18 protein-coding genes are annotated in these 18,443 nt (G+C 68.9%); 5 read left to right on the top strand and 13 right to left on the bottom strand.

What is annotated here, in order from left to right; genetic code table 11:
• Window positions 1–10: 10 nt before the first annotated feature.
• Both ACFQE5_RS20575 and nucS read right to left on the bottom strand, forming a co-directional pair.
• Window positions 11–1,795, bottom strand: coding sequence for a 3-hydroxyacyl-CoA dehydrogenase family protein (locus ACFQE5_RS20575; RefSeq protein WP_379587355.1), 1,785 nt, complete (start codon window positions 1,793–1,795; stop codon window positions 11–13).
• A 194-nt stretch (window positions 1,796–1,989) separates the two neighbouring features.
• Complete coding sequence (gene nucS / locus ACFQE5_RS20570; RefSeq protein ID WP_379587354.1) at window positions 1,990–2,649, bottom strand: endonuclease NucS; 660 nt, start codon at window positions 2,647–2,649, stop codon at window positions 1,990–1,992.
• Window positions 2,650–2,762: 113 nt separating this feature from the next.
• On the opposite strand from nucS, the gene ACFQE5_RS20565 reads away from it, so the two are divergent.
• The 3 genes from ACFQE5_RS20565 to ACFQE5_RS20555 all read left to right on the top strand — a co-directional run bounded on the left by ACFQE5_RS20565 (window position 2,763) and on the right by ACFQE5_RS20555 (window position 5,500).
• Window positions 2,763–3,296: an NUDIX domain-containing protein gene (locus tag ACFQE5_RS20565; RefSeq protein ID WP_379587353.1), complete on the top strand. Its 534-nt coding sequence runs from the start codon at window positions 2,763–2,765 to the stop codon at window positions 3,294–3,296.
• 69 nt (window positions 3,297–3,365) lie between these two features.
• Window positions 3,366–4,544 carry an acyl-CoA dehydrogenase family protein gene (locus ACFQE5_RS20560; protein ID WP_379587352.1) on the top strand — a complete coding sequence of 393 codons (1,179 nt, stop codon included), beginning with the start codon at window positions 3,366–3,368 and terminating at the stop codon, window positions 4,542–4,544.
• 182 nt (window positions 4,545–4,726) lie between these two features.
• A complete protein-coding gene (locus tag ACFQE5_RS20555) occupies window positions 4,727–5,500 on the top strand; it encodes an enoyl-CoA hydratase-related protein (RefSeq protein WP_379587351.1) in 774 nt (257 codons plus the stop codon).
• Between the two features lie 34 nt (window positions 5,501–5,534).
• Here the strand turns inward: ACFQE5_RS20555 and ehuA are convergent, their stop codons facing one another.
• From ehuA to ACFQE5_RS20530, 5 genes are all read right to left on the bottom strand, one after another.
• The gene (gene ehuA, locus ACFQE5_RS20550) at window positions 5,535–6,299 is read right to left on the bottom strand and encodes an ectoine/hydroxyectoine ABC transporter ATP-binding protein EhuA (RefSeq protein ID WP_379587350.1); all 765 of its coding nucleotides are present in this window, start codon (window positions 6,297–6,299) and stop codon (window positions 5,535–5,537) included.
• A 22-nt stretch (window positions 6,300–6,321) separates the two neighbouring features.
• Entirely contained in the window at window positions 6,322–6,978 is a 657-nt protein-coding gene (gene ehuD / locus ACFQE5_RS20545; RefSeq protein ID WP_379587349.1) for an ectoine/hydroxyectoine ABC transporter permease subunit EhuD, read from the bottom strand.
• Window positions 6,978–7,682, bottom strand: coding sequence for an ectoine/hydroxyectoine ABC transporter permease subunit EhuC (gene ehuC / locus ACFQE5_RS20540; protein WP_379587348.1), 705 nt, complete (start codon window positions 7,680–7,682; stop codon window positions 6,978–6,980). The genes ehuD and ehuC overlap by 1 nt, the downstream gene beginning before the upstream one ends.
• Window positions 7,683–7,689: 7 nt before the next feature.
• Window positions 7,690–8,592, bottom strand: a complete 903-nt coding sequence (gene ehuB / locus ACFQE5_RS20535) for an ectoine/hydroxyectoine ABC transporter substrate-binding protein EhuB (protein WP_379587347.1) — start codon at window positions 8,590–8,592, stop codon at window positions 7,690–7,692.
• 181 nt (window positions 8,593–8,773) lie between these two features.
• Entirely contained in the window at window positions 8,774–10,768 is a 1,995-nt protein-coding gene (locus ACFQE5_RS20530; RefSeq protein ID WP_379587346.1) for a protein meaA, read from the bottom strand.
• Between the two features lie 162 nt (window positions 10,769–10,930).
• Here ACFQE5_RS20530 and ACFQE5_RS20525 point away from each other — a divergent pair, with 162 nt between their 5' ends.
• On the top strand, window positions 10,931–11,260 hold the full coding sequence (locus ACFQE5_RS20525) for a hypothetical protein (protein WP_379587345.1): 330 nt from the start codon (window positions 10,931–10,933) through the stop codon (window positions 11,258–11,260).
• 82 nt (window positions 11,261–11,342) lie between these two features.
• On the opposite strand, the gene murA is transcribed toward ACFQE5_RS20525, so the two are convergent.
• Window positions 11,343–12,611, bottom strand: coding sequence for a UDP-N-acetylglucosamine 1-carboxyvinyltransferase (murA, locus tag ACFQE5_RS20520; RefSeq protein WP_379587344.1), 1,269 nt, complete (start codon window positions 12,609–12,611; stop codon window positions 11,343–11,345).
• 160 nt (window positions 12,612–12,771) lie between these two features.
• On the opposite strand from murA, the gene ACFQE5_RS20515 reads away from it, so the two are divergent.
• A complete protein-coding gene (locus ACFQE5_RS20515) occupies window positions 12,772–13,344 on the top strand; it encodes a cob(I)yrinic acid a,c-diamide adenosyltransferase (protein WP_379587343.1) in 573 nt (190 codons plus the stop codon).
• Window positions 13,345–13,438: 94 nt separating this feature from the next.
• Here the strand turns inward: ACFQE5_RS20515 and ACFQE5_RS20510 are convergent, their stop codons facing one another.
• From ACFQE5_RS20510 to atpA, 5 genes are read right to left on the bottom strand one after another with little or no spacing between them, the layout of a single operon-like run.
• Complete coding sequence (locus ACFQE5_RS20510) at window positions 13,439–13,888, bottom strand: DUF2550 domain-containing protein (protein WP_379587342.1); 450 nt, start codon at window positions 13,886–13,888, stop codon at window positions 13,439–13,441.
• A 12-nt stretch (window positions 13,889–13,900) separates the two neighbouring features.
• Window positions 13,901–14,287 (bottom strand): F0F1 ATP synthase subunit epsilon, encoded by a 387-nt coding sequence (locus ACFQE5_RS20505; protein ID WP_379587341.1) that lies wholly within the window; start codon window positions 14,285–14,287, stop codon window positions 13,901–13,903.
• Window positions 14,288–14,308: 21 nt separating this feature from the next.
• Window positions 14,309–15,745, bottom strand: a complete 1,437-nt coding sequence (atpD, locus tag ACFQE5_RS20500; RefSeq protein WP_379587340.1) for a F0F1 ATP synthase subunit beta — start codon at window positions 15,743–15,745, stop codon at window positions 14,309–14,311.
• Window positions 15,746–16,750 carry a F0F1 ATP synthase subunit gamma gene (locus ACFQE5_RS20495; protein WP_379587339.1) on the bottom strand — a complete coding sequence of 335 codons (1,005 nt, stop codon included), beginning with the start codon at window positions 16,748–16,750 and terminating at the stop codon, window positions 15,746–15,748. It lies immediately after the preceding gene.
• A 14-nt stretch (window positions 16,751–16,764) separates the two neighbouring features.
• Window positions 16,765–18,414, bottom strand: coding sequence for a F0F1 ATP synthase subunit alpha (gene atpA, locus ACFQE5_RS20490; RefSeq protein WP_379587338.1), 1,650 nt, complete (start codon window positions 18,412–18,414; stop codon window positions 16,765–16,767).
• Between the last annotated feature and the right edge of the window lie 29 nt (window positions 18,415–18,443).

Raw genomic sequence — 18,443 nt, 5'->3', positions numbered from 1 at the left:
CAGAACTCTGTCAGCGCCCGTTGTAGTCGCGGAAACCGTGCCCGACCTTGCGCCCGAGCCGACCCGCCGTGACCAGGTGCTCGAGCAGGGGCGCGGGAGCGAACCCGGACTGGCGGAACTCCTGGAACAGCGACCGCTCGATCGCCAGCGCAACGTCGAGACCGACCACATCGAGCAACTCGAACGGCCCCATCGGCAGCGCACACCCCGTCTTCATCGCGGCGTCGATGTCGTCGACGGTCGCGTAGTGCGCCTCGAGCATCTTCACCGCGTCGTTGAGGTAGGGGAACAGCAGCGCGTTGACGATGAAGCCGGCCCGATCGCGGCAGGACACCGGCACCTTCCCCAGCCGCTCGCACAGCGCGAGCCCGGTGGCGGCCACGTCGGGCGCGGTCGTGATCGTCGAAACGACCTCGACGAGCTTCATCACCGGTGCCGGATTGAAGAAGTGCAGGCCGAGGACGTCGGCCGGTCGGGTGGTCGCGGCGGCGCATTCCATCACCGGAAGCGACGACGTGGTCGTCGCGAGGATCGCGCCCGGCTTGCAGACCTCGTCGAGGGCGGCGAACACCGCACGCTTGAGGTCGATCTCCTCGGCGATCGCCTCGACGACCAGGTCGACATCGGCAAAGTCCTCGAGCCGCGTCGTTCCCGTGATCCGGCCGAGCGTGGCGTCCCGCTCCTGCTCCGTGACCCGGCCGCGCACGACGGCCTTGTCCAGCGACTTGCGGATGCCGGAGATCGACGACGCGACCCTGGAGTCGCTACGTCCACGCACGATGACATCGAGTCCGGCCCTGGCCAGGACCTCGACGATCCCGCTGGCCATCGTCCCGGTGCCGACGACGCCGACGCGCGCGACATCGCGCACCGCCACGTCGTCCCCAGCGGTGCTCACGGGGGTGGCGGAGTCCGGCACGACCTTCGACGAATGCGGCTGCTCGTAGGTGTAGAAGCCACGCCCGCTCTTGCGGCCGAGCAGGCCGGCGGTGGTCATCTGCTTGAGCAACGGAGTCGGCGCGTGCATCTGGTTGCGCGACTGGCGGTACATCGTGTCGAGGATCTCGTAGGCGGTGTCGAGCCCGATCAGGTCCAGCAGCGCCAGCGGACCCATCGGGTAGCCGCAGCCGTAACGCATGGCGGCGTCGAGATCCTCCCGGCTGGCGTACTGCGACTCGTACATCCGCGCGGCATGGTTGAGATAGCCGAACAGCAGCGCGTTGGCGATGAACCCGGCCCGGTCACGGATCACGACCGGCACCTTGCCCAGGCTCTCGGTGAAAGCGCGCAGGTCCTCGATGACGTCCGGCTCGGTGACGACGGTGCGGACCAGCTCAACGAGTTTCAGCACCGGCGCCGGGTTGAAGAAGTGCATCCCGATGACCTTGCCGGGCCGCCCGGTGCGCACCGACAACTCGGTGATCGACAACGCCGAGGTGTTCGACGCCATGACGACGTCCGGTCGCACCACCTTGTCGAGCTCGGCGAAGATCGACGCCTTGAGCTCCAGGTTTTCCGGCACCGCCTCGACGACGAGGTCGACCTCGGCCAGATCGGCCAGCGACGTGGTCGTGACGATCCGGTCGACCAGCTCGGCGGCGGCCTCGCCGGTCATCTTGCCCCGCTCGATGGCCCGCCTGGCGGAGGTCTCCACATGCGCCCGCCCCCGAGCAATCGCGCTCTCGTCCAGCTCCGCCACGATCACGCGCAGGCCGCTTCGCGCGAACACCTCAGCGATTCCGGCACCCATCGTGCCCATCCCGACGACACCGACTGTCCGGAACTCTCGTGACACGCTGCCTCCCGCTGTCCCGCCGACATGTGCTGCGCGCGATCCTCCCACCCTGGGCGATCGACATACCACGCATGTCGCGTGAAACACCTTGCACATCTGCCCCGTGCGTGCGCACCAGCGCTCGAACACCGTTCCGCGCTCACGGGTGCGGATGAGTTCGGGGGTTCCCCGGCCGCGTCACGACCCGACCGCGGTCAGAACAACCGGAGATCGTCGGACTCCGCCCCGCGCAGCTCGTCGTAGTCGACAACGACGCAGCGGATCCCTCGGTCCTCGGCCAGGGTCCGCGCCTGCGGCTTGATCTGCTGGGCGGCGAACACCCCGGTGACCGGGGCGAGCAGCGGGTCGCGATTCATCAGTTCGAGATAGCGGGTGAGCTGCTCGACGCCGTCGATCTCGCCGCGCCGCTTGACCTCGATGGCGACACTGCGGCCGTCCGCGTCTCGGCACAACAGGTCGACCGGGCCGATGGCGGTCATGTACTCGCGGCGGACGAGCGTATAGCCCTCGCCGAGAACGCCCGGGTGTGCCGCGAGCAGCTCCTGCAGATGCGCCTCAACGCCGTCCTTCACCAGCCCCGGATCCACCCCGAGGGTGTGGCTCGAGTCGTGCAGCACCTCGTCGATCGTGATGATCAGGGACTCGTCGGCCTTGTTGCGCACCGTCCAGACCCCCGGCTGTTCCTCCAGCCAGCACGGCGGGCTCATCCAGTTGAGCGGCTTGTAGGCACGGTCGTCGGCGTGCACGGAGACCGACCCGTCGGCCTTCACGAGCAACAGCCGGGGCGCCATCGGCAGGTGGGCGGTGAGACGGCCGATGTAGTCGACCTGGCAGCGAGCGATGACGAGGCGCACCGCACGGAGCCTACTTGGCTCCAGCGACGGGATCCGGCCGCGATGACCTCCCCACGCCGGCGGACCTCGCCCCGCGACACCACCGCTCCCGCGGGCAGGGCACGGTAGAGGGCGTGGAGACGATCCGTAGCCGCACGGTGTACGCGAACCCCTGGATGACCGTTCGCGAGGACGGGATCCGCCGGCCCGACGGCACCGAGGGCATCTTCGGCGTGATCGATAAACCGACAGCGGCGGTCGTCATTCCCCACCGGGACGACCAGTTCCTCCTCGTCGAACAGCTGCGCTACCCCGTCGGGGCGCGCCGCTGGGAGTTCCCGATGGGTACCGCGCCGGACCGGGCCCAGGTCGACCCGGTTGCGCTCGCGGCCAGGGAGCTGCGGGAGGAGACAGGGCTGTCAGCGGGCCGGATCGAGCCGCTCGGGGACCTCGATGTGGCGCCGGGGATGTCGAGCCAGCGCGCGCACGTCTTCCTGGCCACCGAGCTGACCGAGGGACGGCCTGCGCGCGAGCACACCGAGCAGGACATGCGGACCCGGTGGTTCACCACCGCCGAGTTCGAGGCGATGGTGCGGCGGTCAACAATCGTCGACGCGCAGAGTCTCGCGGCCTATCTGCTGTTGCTGCTCCACGGCCGGCAGTCTTGACGGTCCGTTCCCGCCCCGGAATCCTGCCGACGAGCCCGCCCGATCGAGGTGGCAGCCCGGAGGCATGACGTGGACTTCCGTGAGACCGACGAGCAGCGGTTGCTTCGCTCGTCGGTGGCTCGGATGGCGGCGGGGTACGGCCACGACTACCTCCTTGCCAAGGTCAGGGCCGGGGAGAAGACGACCGAACTGTGGGCCGAGGCGGCCGAGGCGGGATACCTGGGGCTCGCCGTCCCCACCGAGTACGGTGGCGGCGGAGCGGGGATGGTCGAACTGTCGATCGTGGCCGAGGAGATCGCCGCAGCAGGCTGCCCGCTGCTGCTCATCGTCGTCTCCCCGGCCATCGCGGCGACCGTGATCGCCACGGCCGGCACCGCCGAACAGCGCGAACGCTGGCTTCCCGGCTTCGCGACCGGACGCACGAGAATGTCGTTCGCGATCACCGAGCCGGATGCGGGCTCCAACTCGCACCGGATCAGCACGACCGCCCGCCGCGGCCCGGACGGCCGAAGCTGGCTGCTGTCCGGGCACAAGTACTACATCTCCGGGGTCGACGAGACCGACGCGACGCTGGTCGTCGCGCGGCTCGCGGACGCACCGGGAGACGGCCATGTTGCCGGCGCCCTACGGCCCGCGATGTTCATCGTCCCGGCCGGCACCCCGGGCATGACCTACCAGCCGATCGATATGGCGATCACCAGCCCGGAGCGCCAGTTCACCGTCTTCTTCGACGACGCCCTGCTCCCGGACGACGCGCTGGTCGGCGGCGCGGAGGCCGGGCTGACGGCGCTGTTCGCAGGCCTGAACCCGGAACGGATCACGGTCGCGGCCTACTCGAACGGGCTGGCTCGCTATGCACTGCGCAAGGGGACCGAATACGCCCGGTCGCGCAACGTCTGGGGCGCGCCGATCGGCAGCCATCAGGCCATCGCACATCCGCTGGCCCAGGCGCATATCGAGGTCGAGCTGGCGCGGTTGGCCACGATGCGGGCGGCCTGGCTCTACGACGCCGGCGACCACACGGCCGCCGGCGAGGCCGCCAACATCGCCAAGTACGCCGCCGCCGAAGCCGCGATCCACGCCGTCGATGCCTCGGTCCAGACGCACGGCGGCAACGGGATGTCGGTCGAGTACGGCGTGGGGACGCTGCTCGGCGCGGTGCGTACCGCCCGCATCGCCCCGGTTAGCCGAGAGATGATCCTCAACTACATCGCTCAGCACACGCTGGGTCTGCCCAGGTCCTACTGAGCCGTGAGTGCGTAACAGTGTTAGAACACTGTTACGCACTCACGGGGCGGGCTGGAGTCGGGCAGCTCTGGTGCCACCTGAGATCGCCGGGGTCGACCGCCAACGCGGACCCGGGTACCCGTCCCGTCGAACGGTCACCTGGGGACCGGGAGGCCCGCGAACCGAGGCGTACCGTAAGGGCCATGGGCGACTACGAGAATCTCCTGGTCAAGCACGACGCCGATATCGTGCGGATCACGATGAACCGACCCGAACGGCGGAATGCGCTCTCCGAGGCCCATCTGCTCGAACTGCTCGATGCATTCGAGAACGCGGGGCGCAGCAGCGCGAGCGGTATCGTGCTCGCCGCCGAAGGCAAGGCGTTCTCCGCCGGCCACGACTTCGCCGACGTGACCGCCCGCGATCTCGCCGGCGTACGCGACCTGCTCACGCTGTGCACCAAGGTGATGCGCACGATCGAGTCGGTCCCCCAGGTCGTCATCGCCCGGGTCCAGGCCCTGGCCACCGCGGCCGGTTGCCAGCTCGTCGCCAGCTGTGACCTGGCGGTTGCGGCGGAGTCGGCCGCGTTCGCCCTCCCCGGAGGCAAGGGCGGCTGGTTCTGCCACACCCCGGCTGTCCCGGTCGCGCGCAACATCGGCCGCAAGCGGCTCATGGAGCTCGCGCTGACCGGCGATCCCATCGACGCCCGCACCGCCGCCGAATGGGGACTGATCAACTACGTGGTACCGGACGCGGAACTCGACGCTCGGGTCGATGAGCTGCTCGCCAGAGCAACCCGAGGCAGCCGGCTGAGCAAGGGCGTCGGCAAGCAGACCCTCTACGCCCAGCTCGACCGGCCCGAGGCCGACGCCTACGGCATCGCCGTCGAGGTCATGGCGTCGATGTCGCAGGCGGCGGGAGCCAAGGAGGGCATGGCGGCGTTCCTGGAGAAGCGCCGCGCCGTGTGGCCCGACTAGGGCGCTCGGACCGGGCGAGGAGACCGTCTCGGAGTCAGTGCCGGTCCAGCACCGCCCGCAGGAAGTCCTTGGTCCGCTGCTCCTGAGGCTGAGTGAACAGCTCCTCGGGAGGTGCGTCCTCGATCACCCGGCCGCCGTCGAACATCATCACCCGATGCGAGAAGTCCCGGGCGAAACCCATCTCGTGGGTCACGCACAGGATGGTGATGTCGGTGGTCTCAGCGATGTTGTGCAGCAGCTTGAGCACGCCGGCGACGAGTTCGGGGTCCAGCGCCGAGGTCACCTCGTCGAGCAGCAGCACGTCGGGCCGCATCGCCAGGGCTCGGGCGATGGCAACCCGCTGCTGCTGACCGCCGGACAGCTGCGTCGGGTGCGCGTCGATCTTCTCGCTCAACCCGACGAGCTCCAGCAGGTCGACGGCGCGGGCGTTGGCCTCCTCCTTGGACAGGCCGAGCACCCGGGTCGGCGCCTCGATCAGGTTGCCCCGCACCGTCATGTTCGGAAACAGGTTGAACTGCTGGAACACCATCCCGATACGGCGTCGCACCGTGCGGGAATGCTTCTCGTCGGCCGGCACGAGCCGGCCGTTCCTGCGCATGTGCGAGAGGCACTCGCCGCCCACATGGATCGTCCCGGCGTTCACCTTCTCGAGGGTCATGAGCAGCCGCAGGATCGTCGTCTTACCCGATCCGGACGGCCCGATCAGAGTTACGTGCTCGCCTGGCGCGACCGTGAAGTCCAGCTCGGAGAGCACGACATGACTACCGAACCGTTTGACGACGCCGTCGAAGACAATCATCGGTTCGGCGGTGATTGTTGCCTCAGGTGGGGGCACGGCGGCGCTCCAGTCGTCGAACCAGCATCGAGGCCGGGTAGCTGAGCAACAGGAACAGCAGCCCGGCGATGGTGTAGGGCTCCGTGGCCCGGAATGTCTCCGACGAAATCTCCTTCGCCTTGTTGACCACCTCGATCACCCCGATGCCCAGCAACAGCGGAACCTCCTTGAACATGGAGATCACGTAGTTGCCCAGCGCCGGCAGCACCCGGGGAACGGCCTGCGGCAGGATCACCCCGGTCCAGGTGCGCCGCCGCGGCAGGCTGAGCGCGGTGGCCGCCTCCCACTGCCCTGGCGGGACCGCGTCGATGCCGGCACGGTACACCTCCGAGGTGTAGGTCGCGTAGTGCACGCCCAACGCGATCACGCCCACCACGAACGCACTGAGCACGATCCCGAACTGCGGCAGCACGAAGAACAGGAAGAACACCTGGACCAGCAACGGCGTGGACCGGATGAACTCCACGAACGCCCACAGCACATGGTCGACCACCGGGATGCGGAGCCGGCGCACCACCGCGATGAGCAGCCCGAGCAGCATCGCAACCAGCGAGCCGAGCAGCGTGATCTCGATCGTGACGACGAGGGCGCGCAGCAGCTCGGGCAGGATCGAGATGGCGTAGTTCCAGTCCCAGAGCGGCATCAGCGGGCCCGTACCGTCGCCGTCTCGCGGACCCGCCCGGACGGCCGTCGCCCGACCCTGCGCGCCGCCACCCGCTCGGCCAACCGCATCACCAGCGTGATGAGCACCGCCAGCACGAGATAGATCAGCAACATCACCACGAAGATCAGCACGATGTCGGATCCGTAGTTGGGCACCAGGACCTGCACGCCGCGCTCGGTGACGTCGGCGACAACGATGAACGAGAGCAGCGCGGTCGACTTCAGCAGCTGGATGAACAGGTTGTTGAACGGCGGGAGCATCTCCACGACCGCCTGCGGCAGGATCACCCGGCGCATCCGCTGCGCCGGGCTGAGGTTCAGCGCGATCGCGCCCTCGTACTGTGCCCTCGGCACCGACTGAACCGCGCCGCGGACGATCTCCGCGCCGTAGGCACCGTGGTTGAGCCCCAGCACGATCACGCCCGCGAACAGGGGCAGGAGCTGGATACCGACGAGGACCGGCAGCACGAAGTAGATCCAGAACAGCTGGACGACCTCGGAGGTGCCGCGGAATCCCTCGACGTAGATCCGTACCGGTACCCGGACCGCGCGGTGGCGGGAGAGCAGGCCGAGCCCCGCGGCCAGCGACAGCACGATCGTCAGCGCGATGCCCCCGAGCGTGGCGATCACGGTCTCGGGCAACCCCTCCAGCAGGACCTCGACGATCCGCGGCAGGTTCTCCATGATCGGCCTAGGCTCCCGAGCAGAGCCGTTCGGTGGTCACCTCCGGTTTCGGCAGGTTGTCCTCGGTGAACCCGAACGGCCGGACGATCTCCAGCCACCGACCGCTGTCGTGCAGCTTCTTCAGTTCGACGTTGAACGCGTCGACGAACTGCTCGTCGCCCTTGCGGAACACGAACGCCCCCGCCGAAATCGCCTCCTTCCCGTCGATGACCGGGAAGAAGCCCTCGGTGACCTCGACACCGGCGCCGGGGTTGCGCTGCACCAGGTCGTTGAGCGAGATGTTGGTGAGCGCGGCGGCGTCGGCCCGGCCCGCCGTGATGGCCTGCAGCATCGTGTTCTGGGTGTCGAGCACCTGGATCTGGCTATCGGGCACGCCGCTGTTCTGCGCGTAACCCTGCTCCACCGCGCCGCTGAGCACCGCGAGCCGCAGGTTCTTGGTCCTGATGTCCTCGAAGGTGGCGACGCCCTTCGGGTTGCCGGCGGGCACCAGGAACGCGGTCGGGGCGGTGTAGTCGGGTGCGGAGAACGCCGCGTTGGCGCAGCGCTCCGGATTGATGAACATTCCCGCGGTGACCATGTCGAACTGGCGCGCGTTGAGCGCGGGGATGAGCGACCCGAACTCCACGGTGGTGGCCTGGATTTCGTTGATGCCCAGCGCCGTGAGCACCGCGCGGCCCACCTCCACCGACTCACCGGTGACCTTTCCGGTGCTGTCGGTGAAGCCGTAGGGCGCCTCGTTGGCGATACCGACCTTGATCGTTCCAGCGCTTCGTGCGTTCTCCAGGGTGCTGCCGCTACCCCCACCGGTCGTCGTACACGCCGATATCAGTGCGGGGCCCCCCAGAACCACGGCACCCGCCACCGCGGTTCGTCGGAAGAACTCGCGCCGGCTCCAGACACGTTCGGCCATTGATCTGATCCCCAGACGTCAGTCGTGCTGTTGGTACCGCTCACCGTTGGCACGACGAGCGATACTCGCACGCCCGTGCCCGGCGAGTGGTCCGAAACTATGGGGACCCAGCACATTCGGCGATCTTCGCTGTCAGGTCGTAATCAGACCGTAACGACCCAGCTGGAGGTTGTGGACCGGATCAACGAAGGCCGTGCGCCGACCGGATCAGCGAGACGATGTCGGCCATCATCTCGGTGAGCTGGAAGTCCTTCGGCGTGAACACCGCGGCGACCCCCCTGTCCCGCAACGCCACCGCGTCCTCCGGCGGGATGATCCCGCCAACGACCACCGGGACATCATCGGCGCCGGCGGCGCGCAGGCCCTCGACCACCGCGGGAACCACCTCGAGGTGCGAGCCGGACAGCACCGACAGCCCGACCACGTGCACGCCCTCCTGCACCGCGGCCGCCACGATCTGCCCGGGGGTCAGCCGGATGCCCTGGTAGATGACCTCGAAGCCGACGTCGCGGGCGCGCACAGCGACCTGCTCGGCGCCGTTGGAGTGCCCGTCGAGCCCCGGCTTGCCCACCAGCATCCGCAACCGGGCACCGATCTCGTCCCCGGTGGCGCGCACCCGCTCCCGCACCGCGGCGATCTCGGTGGCGGCCTCTCCGGAGGCGACGGCGGCGGAGACCCCCGTCGGCGCCCGGAACTCCCCGAACACCTCACGCATCGCCCCGGCCCACTCCCCCGTCGTCACGCCGGCCTTCGCGCACACGATCGAGGCCTCCATCAGGTTGGCGTCGGTCTTGGCCGCCTCACGCAGCCCGGCCAGCGCCGCCTCGACCGCGGTGTTGTCCCGCTCGGCGCGCCACCGCCGGACCGCCTCGATCGCGGCGGCCTCCACCTGCGGGTCGACGGTTTCGATCGCCCGCGTGCCCTCGGCCTGCAGCGGGCTGGGCTCGGTCGTCTCGAACCTGTTGACCCCGACGACGACATCCTCACCGGACTCGATCCGCCGCCGCCGCTCGGCCAGCGACGACACCAGCTCGCCCTTCATATAGCCCGACTCGATCGCCGCGACCGCGCCGCCCATCTCCTGGACCCGATCGATCTCGGCGCGGGCGGCGTCGATGAGCTCCGCGACCTTCGCCTCGACGACGCGTGAGCCCTCGAAGAGGTCCTCGTACTCGAGCAGGTCGGTCTCGTAGGCCAGCACCTGCTGCATCCGCAGCGCCCACTGCTGGTCCCAGGGCCGCGGCAGGCCCAGCGCCTCGTTCCATGCGGGTAGCTGAATGGCGCGGGCTCGAGCGTCACGGGACAACGTCACCGCGAGCATCTCCAGCACGATCCGCTGCACGTTGTTCTCCGGCTGGGCCTCGGTGAGCCCCAGCGAGTTGACCTGCACGCCGTAGCGCAACCGACGCTGCTTGGGATCGGTCACGCCGTAGCGCTCGGCCGTGATCTCGTCCCAGAGCCGCCCGAGGGCGCGCATCTTGCACATCTCCTCGACGAAGCGCAGGCCGGCGTTGACGAAGAAGGAGATCCGACCGACGACGTCGCCGAACTTCGCAGGCGGGACCTGCCCCGAATCACGCACCGAGTCGAGCACCGCGATCGCGGTGGACAGCGAGTAGGCCAGCTCCTGCGCGGGCGTGGCGCCCGCCTCCTGCAGGTGGTAGCTGCAGATGTTGATCGGGTTCCACCGCGGCATGTTCGTGACCGACCAGGCGATCATGTCGGTGATCAGCCGCATGCTCGGCCCGGGCGGGAAGACGTAGGTCCCGCGGGACAGGTACTCCTTGACGATGTCGTTCTGTGTGGTGCCGGCCAGCTTGGCCCGGTCGGCCCCGTGCTCGTCGGCAACGGCCACGTAGAGCGCGAGCAGCCACATCGCCGGCGCATTGATCGTCATCGAGGTGTTCGCCTCGGCCATCGGGATGCCGTCGAACAGCGCGCGCATGTCACCGAGATGCGCCACCGGGACCCCGACCTTGCCGACCTCACCCTTCGCGAGGTGATCGTCGGGGTCGTAACCGGTCTGGGTGGGCAGATCGAACGCCACCGACAGGCCGGTCTGTCCCTTGGCGAGGTTGCGCCGGTAGAGGGCGTTCGAGCGCTCCGCCGAGGAATGCCCGGCATAGGTCCGGATCACCCAGGGTCGGTCACGCTCACGGTCGGTCGGGTACGGCACCGGACACCTCCGCCATCAAGGATCGACTGATCGTACTGGCCGGTAGCCACGGCTGCCGCGACGATCGTGCGAGTGGAAAAGTACGCACCTTACTCGGGAAAGTATGCGACGGACCGATCCAGAAGGAAGCCCGGTCCGCGCCGATTGGCTCACAATTGTCCGATGGTCCCGCTCGGCCTGTACGAGTTCCTCGCCACCCTGGTCGGGATCGGCCTACTCGTCGTCGTGCTGCGCTGGGCATACGGCACGAGCGGGTCACTGCCCGACCCGCCCCACCACGATCCGGACGACCCCACCGGCCACGGCCTGCTTCAGGAGGTCTCCCGGGTGCCGACGGAGTCGGCGGCGCAGCTGCTGCGGTCCCGCCTGAACGGCGCTGGGATCCGTTCCACCATCGGCTTCGGCGGCACCGAGGAGGGCTACCGGCTGCTGGTATTCCCCGCCGATGTCGTCGACGCCAAGGTGGTGCTCAGCCGGGGCCCTCGGGAGTAGCCGGTTCCCCGGCTTCGGCCGGGCTCGACGGCGAGGCAGCCGGACATCAGGTACACATCCGCGGCTTCCTCCCGCAGGACACCTACCGGTCGGGCTCGGTGCTCAACCGCTCGATATCCGCGCCCAGCGCGCGCAGGTTCTCCACGAACCGTGGATAGCCACGGTCGATGTGCTCGATGTCCCAGATCTCGGTCTCGCCGTCGGCGCAGAGCCCGGCAAGGACCAGCCCCGCCCCGGCCCGAATGTCGCTGGCCCACACCGGCGCGCTGGAGAGCCGTTCGACGCCGCGGAGAACCGCGTGATGGCCGTCGGTCCGGGCGTCCGCGCCGAGACGCACCATCTCGTCGACGAACCGGAAGCGTGCCTCGAACACGTTCTCGGTGATCATGGAGGTGCCGTCGGCGACCGCCGAGAGGGCGATCGCCATCGGCTGCAGATCGGTGGCAAAGCCCGGGTAGGGCAGCGTGACGAAGTCGACGGCCCGCGGCCTGTTCTCCATCGCCACGGTGAACCCGTCGACCCGGATCTCGGTGTGGGCGCCGGCGCTGCGCAGCTTGTCCAGCACCAGATCGAGGTGGTGTGGGTCGACGCCGCGCACCTCGACCTCGCCTCGGGTCATGGCCGCGGCGAACGCCCAGGTGGCTCCGACGATGCGGTCACCGATGACGCGATGCTCGGTCGGCTGCAAGCCGGAGACGCCGTACACGGTCAACGTCGAGGAACCAGCGCCTTCGATCTTGGCCCCCATGCGCTGCAGCATCGTGCAGAGGTCGACGATCTCGGGCTCGCGCGCGGCGTTGTCGATGACGGTCACGCCGTCGGCGAGAACCGCGGCCATGAGGATGTTCTCGGTCGCCCCGACGCTGGGGAAGTCGAGCCAGATCTGCGCGCCGCGCAGATGCTCGGCCTGCGCGACCACCCGACCGTGCTCGATCTCGGTGGTCGCACCGAGTTTGCGCAGCCCGGAGGCGTGCATGTCCAACGGCCGGGAGCCGATGGCGTCCCCGCCGGGCAACGGCACCACCGCACGCCGGCAACGGGCGACGAGCGGCCCGAGGACGCAGACCGAGGCCCGCAGCTTGGACACCGGACGGTAGTCCGCCTGCGCGCTGAGCACGGCCGGAACGTCGATGGTGACGGTGCCGCCCTCGACCCGGACGTCGCAGCCGAGGCTCCGCAGCACGTCGGCCATCAGCGGAACGTCGAGGATCTCGGGGCAGTTGGTGATCGTCGTCGTCCCCTCCGCGAGCAACGCGGCCGCCATCAGCTTCAGCACGCTGTTCTTCGCCCCGACGACGTCGACCGAACCCACGAGCCGAACGCCACCGCGGACCGCGAAATGCTCCACCACAGAAGCCGACGGTATCGGGCCCGCCACCCGTCACTCCCCACCCCTCCCCGCGAGTCGCGGTATTTCCGAGCGCGAGTCGGGGTATTTCCGAGCGCGAGTCGCGGTGTGTCGCGAGTCTCGGCGTCTCTTGACCGCCGAGCGCCCGCGCTACCGTCATGCCATGGCCGTGCACCTGACCAGGATTTACACCAAGACCGGTGACGACGGGACGACCGCGCTCGGCGACTTCAGCCGGGTGCGCAAGACCGATCCGCGGCTCGCCGCCTACGCCGACACCGATGAAGCCAATGCCGCCGTCGGCGTCGCGGTCACCGTGGGGCAGCTCGCCGAGGCCATCCTCGTGCCGTTGCGGCAGGTGCAGAACGACCTGTTCGACGTCGGTGCCGACCTGTGCACGCCGATCGTCGAGAATCCGCAGTATCCACCGCTGCGCGTCACCGAGGGCTACGTGGAGCGTCTGGAGGGCTGGTGTGACCAGTTCAACGCCGACCTGCCCAAGCTGACGTCGTTCATCCTGCCCGGCGGCACGCCGGGCGCCGCCCATCTGCACGTCGCGCGCACGGTCACCCGGCGGGCGGAGCGCTCGGTGTGGACCCTGCTCGAGGTCGATCCCGAACACACCAACCCGCTGACCGCGAAGTACCTCAACCGGCTCTCGGACCTGCTGTTCATCCTCGGCCGGGTCGCCAACCCCGACGGCGACGTCCTGTGGCAGCCGGGCGGGTCCACGTAGCCGGAGGGAACCGGACGGCGGGCTCGCGAACGGGCGTTGCCGTTCCTGCCGGCCCCGACTCGGTCGCGGAAATACCCCGACTCGCGGGGAAGGGTCAGGAGGCTTGGCGGTAGCCGGTGGTGCGGCCCGGGGGGCTGGCCTCCAACCAGGACAGGAAGCCGGTGAGCACCCCGGGTGTCATCGCGAGGTCCATCTCCTCGCCGTCGGTACGGCAGCGCAGCACCGTCGACGACGGGGGAATCGCGTAGTGCTCCTCAGCCGTGGGGGCCCGCCGATCGACGATCTCCAGTCCGGTGCGGTCGATGCGCACCGTCGGACCGAGGCGGAAGCTGGTGAGCCGGTACCAGGCGAACTCGTCGCCACGGTAGCGGCCCACCCCGAAGTGCCAGCCGGCGAGGCTGTCACGGGAAACAGCGGGGCGGCGGCGCAGACACACGTCCACACCGCCGCCCCGCATGAGCCGGACCCGCCGGATGGCGAGCCAACACAGCAGCAGACAGGCGAGCAGCAGCAGGATCTCGACGATGATCGCGAGGGATCCCACTGCGCGCTCCCGCTAAGCCGAAGCCGCTTCGGCAGCCCTCAGCCGCGTCTCGGCCCTCGCCCGGGCCGCCGCGCCCTCGGGCGCGGACGTGTCGGCCTTGTCCAGCGCCGCACGCGCCCGCGCCACATCGATCTCGTCGGCGAACTCGGCGTACTCGGCCAGAATCGTCACCTGGTCAGGGGTGATCGAAATGAACCCGCCGTGTACCGCCATGGTGATCGATCTGGCGTCGATCGTGTCGATGCGCACCACACCGGCGTGCTCGAGCTGCGCGAGCAGCGGCTCGTGGCCGGGCAGTACACCCACCTCGCCCTCGGTGGTGCGGGCGAAGACGAAGTTCGCCTCGCCCGACCAGAGGCGCCGCTCGACCGCGACGACCTCGACCGTTATCTCCGCCATGATGCCCAGAATCCCGTCAACTCAGCCCAGCAGCTTCTTACGGTTCTTCTCGAGGTCGTCGAGGCCACCGCAGAGGAAGAACGCCTGCTCGGGGACGTCGTCGAACTCACCCTTGGCGATCTTGTCAAAGGCCTCGAGCGTCTCCTTGAGCGGGACCGTCGAACCCGGCTGACCGGTGAACTGCTCGGCGACCAGCAGGTTCTGCGACAGGAACCGCTCGATGCGGCGGGCCCGGCCGACGAGCTGCTTGTCCTCCTCGGACAGCTCGTCGATACCGAGGATCGCGATGATGTCCTGCAGGTCGGCGTAGCGCTGCAGAATCCGCTTGACCTCGTTCGCGACCCGGAAGTGCTCGTCGCCGATGTACTGCGGGTCGAGGATGCGCGAGGTGGAGCTCAGCGGGTCCACGGCCGGGTAGATCCCCTTCTGGGAGATCGGCCGGGAGAGCTCGGTGGTCGCGTCCAGGTGCGCGAACGTGGTGGCAGGCGCCGGGTCGGTGTAGTCGTCCGCGGGCACGTAGATCGCCTGCATCGAGGTGATCGACCGGCCCCGGGTCGAGGTGATCCGCTCCTGCAGCTCGCCCATCTCGTCGGCCAGCGTGGGCTGGTAACCCACCGCGGACGGCATCCGGCCCAGCAGCGTGGAGACCTCGGAGCCGGCCTGGGTGAACCGGAAGATGTTGTCGATGAACAGCAGCACGTCCTGGTTCTGCTCGTCCCGGAAGTACTCCGCCATCGTCAGCGCGGACAGCGCGACCCGCATACGGGTGCCCGGCGGCTCGTCCATCTGACCGAACACCAGGGCGGTGTCGTTGATGACGCCGGACTCGGTCATCTCCGTGATGAGGTCGTTGCCCTCACGGGTGCGCTCACCGACACCGGCGAACACCGACGTACCACCGAAGTTCTTGGCGACACGGGTGATCATCTCCTGGATGAGCACCGTCTTACCCACACCCGCACCACCGAACAGGCCGATCTTGCCACCCTGCACGTACGGGGTGAGCAGGTCGATGACCTTGATGCCGGTCTCCAGCATCTCGGTCTTGCCCTCGAGCTGGTCGAAGCTGGGCGCCGTGCGGTGGATGCCCCACAGCTCGCCGGTGAACTTCAGGTCGGGCTGGTCGAGGCAGTTCCCGAGGGCGTTGAACACGTGCCCCTTGACCTGGTCGCCCACCGGCACCGAGATCGGACGGCCGAGATCGGTGACCGACTGGCCACGCACGAGGCCGTCGGTCGGCTGCATCGAGATCGCCCGCACCAGGTTGTCCCCCAGGTGCAGGGCGACCTCCAGGGTCAGCGTCCTGGCCAGGTCGGCGAAGGTCACCTCGACCGTGAGCGCGTTGTACAGCTCGGGAACCTGGTCGCGCGGGAACTCGACGTCGACGACCGGGCCGGTGACCCGAACGACCCGGCCCGTCCCCGTCTGGGTATCAGTGTTGTCTACGGCGGCGGCCATCTAGTTCTCACTTCCTGCGCTCACGAGAGCGTCGGCGCCACCGACGATCTCACTGATCTCCTGGGTGATCTGGGCCTGGCGGGCCTGGTTGGCCTCGAGAGTCAGGGTACGAATCAGTTCGTTCGCGTTGTCCGTCGCGGCCTTCATGGCCCGCTGCCGGTTCGCCGACTCCGACGCCGCCGACTCGAGCAGCGCCGCGAACAGGCGGGCTCCGATGTACTTGGGCAGCAGCGCGTCGAACAACACATCAGCGCTGGGCTCGAAATCGTACAGCGGTCGCGGCGCGATGTGCCCCGCCCGCTGCTCGGCCTCCGAGACGCCCGACGCGCCGCCGGTGGCGGTCTCCGAGGCGATTCCGCCTCCCTCGGTCTCGGCGTACTCGACCTCCATGGGCGCCATCCGCCGCGCCTGCGGCGTCTGCGTGACCATGTTCTTGAACTGCGTGTACACCAGGTGCAGCTCGTCGACGCCCTCGACACCATCGGGACCGGCCGAGCCGTCCGCGTCGTCCTGCCCCGCCATGAAGGCGGTGACGAGCGTGCGTGCGGCAACCGCCGCATCGGCGTAGGTGGGCTGCTCGGAGAACCCGGTCCAGGACGCCGCCACCGGGCGGCGCCGGAACCGGTAGTAGGCCACACCCTTGCGCCCGATCACGTAGAGCACGGGCTGCTTGCCCTGCTCACGCAGCAGTTGCTGGAGCTGCTCGGCCTCCTTGAGCACGTTGGCGTTGTAGCCTCCGCACTGACCACGGTCGCTGGTGACGACCAGCACCGCGGCCCGCTTGGCGTTCTCCCGCTCGACCAGCAATGGGTGGTCGAGGGCCGCGTGAGTCGCCAGCTCGGTGAGGACTCGGGTCATCTCCTCGGCGTAGGGCTTGGCTTCCTGCACCCGTGCCCGCGCCTTCGCGATCCGCGAGGTCGCGATGAGCTCCATCGCCCTCGTGATCTTCTTGATGGACTGCGTCGACCGGATCCGCCGCCGCAGCACCCGGATCTGTGCCGCCATCGGTTGTTATCCGTTCAGCTCGCGGTCGGGGCAGGCTTGTGGACCTTGACGGTCTCCTGCTCGACCTCGTCGGAGTCCAGCGCCTCGGCCTGAGCTTCCTTCGGCACCACGGAGCTGCCGTCGGACGCCGTGAACTGGCGCTTGAAGTCACCCGCCACACCCTGCAGCCGCTCGACGAGCTCGTCGGAGAGCTTCCCGGTGTCGCGGATCTCACCGAGGATACCCTCGTGGTTGCGGCGCACGTGGTCGAGGAACTCCTGCTCGAAGCGGCGGATGTCGGCCACCGGGACCGTGTCGAGTTGGCCCGCGGTGCCCAGCCAGATCGACACGACCTGCTCCTGCACCGGCACCGGCGAGTACTGCGGCTGCTTGAGCAGCTCGACCAGACGCTCGCCGCGGCCCAGTGCGGCGGCCGACGCGGCGTCCAGGTCGGAGCCGAACGCGGCGAACGCCTCCAGCTCGCGGTACTGCGACAGGTCCAGCCGCAGCGATCCGGAGACCTGCTTCATGGCCTTGATCTGCGCGGATCCACCGACCCGCGACACCGAGATTCCGACGTTGATCGCCGGCCGGACGCCCTGGTTGAACAGGTCGGACTCGAGGAAGACCTGGCCGTCGGTGATGGAGATGACGTTGGTCGGGATGTAGGCCGACACGTCGTTGGCCTTGGTCTCGATGATCGGCAGCCCGGTCATCGATCCCCCGCCCAGGTCGTCGGAGAGCTTGGCGCAGCGCTCCAGCAGCCGGGAGTGCAGGTAGAACACGTCACCGGGGTAGGCCTCGCGGCCCGGCGGGCGGCGCAGCAGCAGCGAGATCGCACGGTAGGCCTCGGCCTGCTTGGACAGGTCGTCGAAGACGATCAGGACGTGGTTGCCCTGGTACATCCAGTGCTGCCCGATGGCCGAGCCGGTGTAGGGGGCGAGCCACTTGAAGCCGGCCGGGTCGGAGGCGGGGGCGGCGACGATGGTGGTGTACTCCAACGCGCCCGCGTCCTCCAGCGACTGCCGGACGCCGGCGATCGTGGAGCCCTTCTGGCCGACCGCGACGTAGATGCAGCGGACCTGCTTCTTCGGGTCGCCGCTCTCCCAGTTCTGCTTCTGGTTGATGATCGTGTCGACGCAGACCGCGGTCTTACCGGTCTTGCGGTCACCGATGACCAGCTGGCGCTGGCCGCGGCCGATCGGCGTCATCGCGTCGATGGCCTTGATACCGGTCTGCAGCGGCTCGGAGACGCTCTGGCGCTGCATCACCGTGGCGGCCTGCAGCTCCAGCACCCGCCGGGTCTCGGCCTTGATCTCGCCGAGGCCGTCGATCGGGGCGCCCAGCGGGTCGATGACCCGGCCGAGGAAGGCATCCCCGACGGGCACCGAGAGGACCTCGCCGGTCCTGCGGACCTGCTGGCCCTCCTCGATGCCGCCGTACTGGCCGAGGATGACCGCACCGATCTCGCGCTGGTCCAGGTTCAGCGCGACGCCCTGGACGCCGCCCTCGAACTCCAGCAGCTCGTTGGTCATCGTCGAAGGCAGGCCCTCGACGTGGGCGATGCCGTCACCGGTGTCGGAGACGGTGCCCACCTCCTCGCGGGAGGTCTCGGTCTCCAGCGACGAGACGTAGCTGGAGATCGCACTCCGGATCTCCTCCGGGGAGATCGTCAGCTCTGTCATGGCGATCGTCGTTCCTTCTTCTCGATCAG

Source organism: Pseudonocardia hispaniensis (assembly GCF_042658695.1).
Lineage (GTDB): Bacteria > Actinomycetota > Actinomycetes > Mycobacteriales > Pseudonocardiaceae > Pseudonocardia > Pseudonocardia hispaniensis.
Note: the sequence above shows the minus strand (reverse complement) of the source record. Positions and strands in the feature narration are given on the sequence as shown.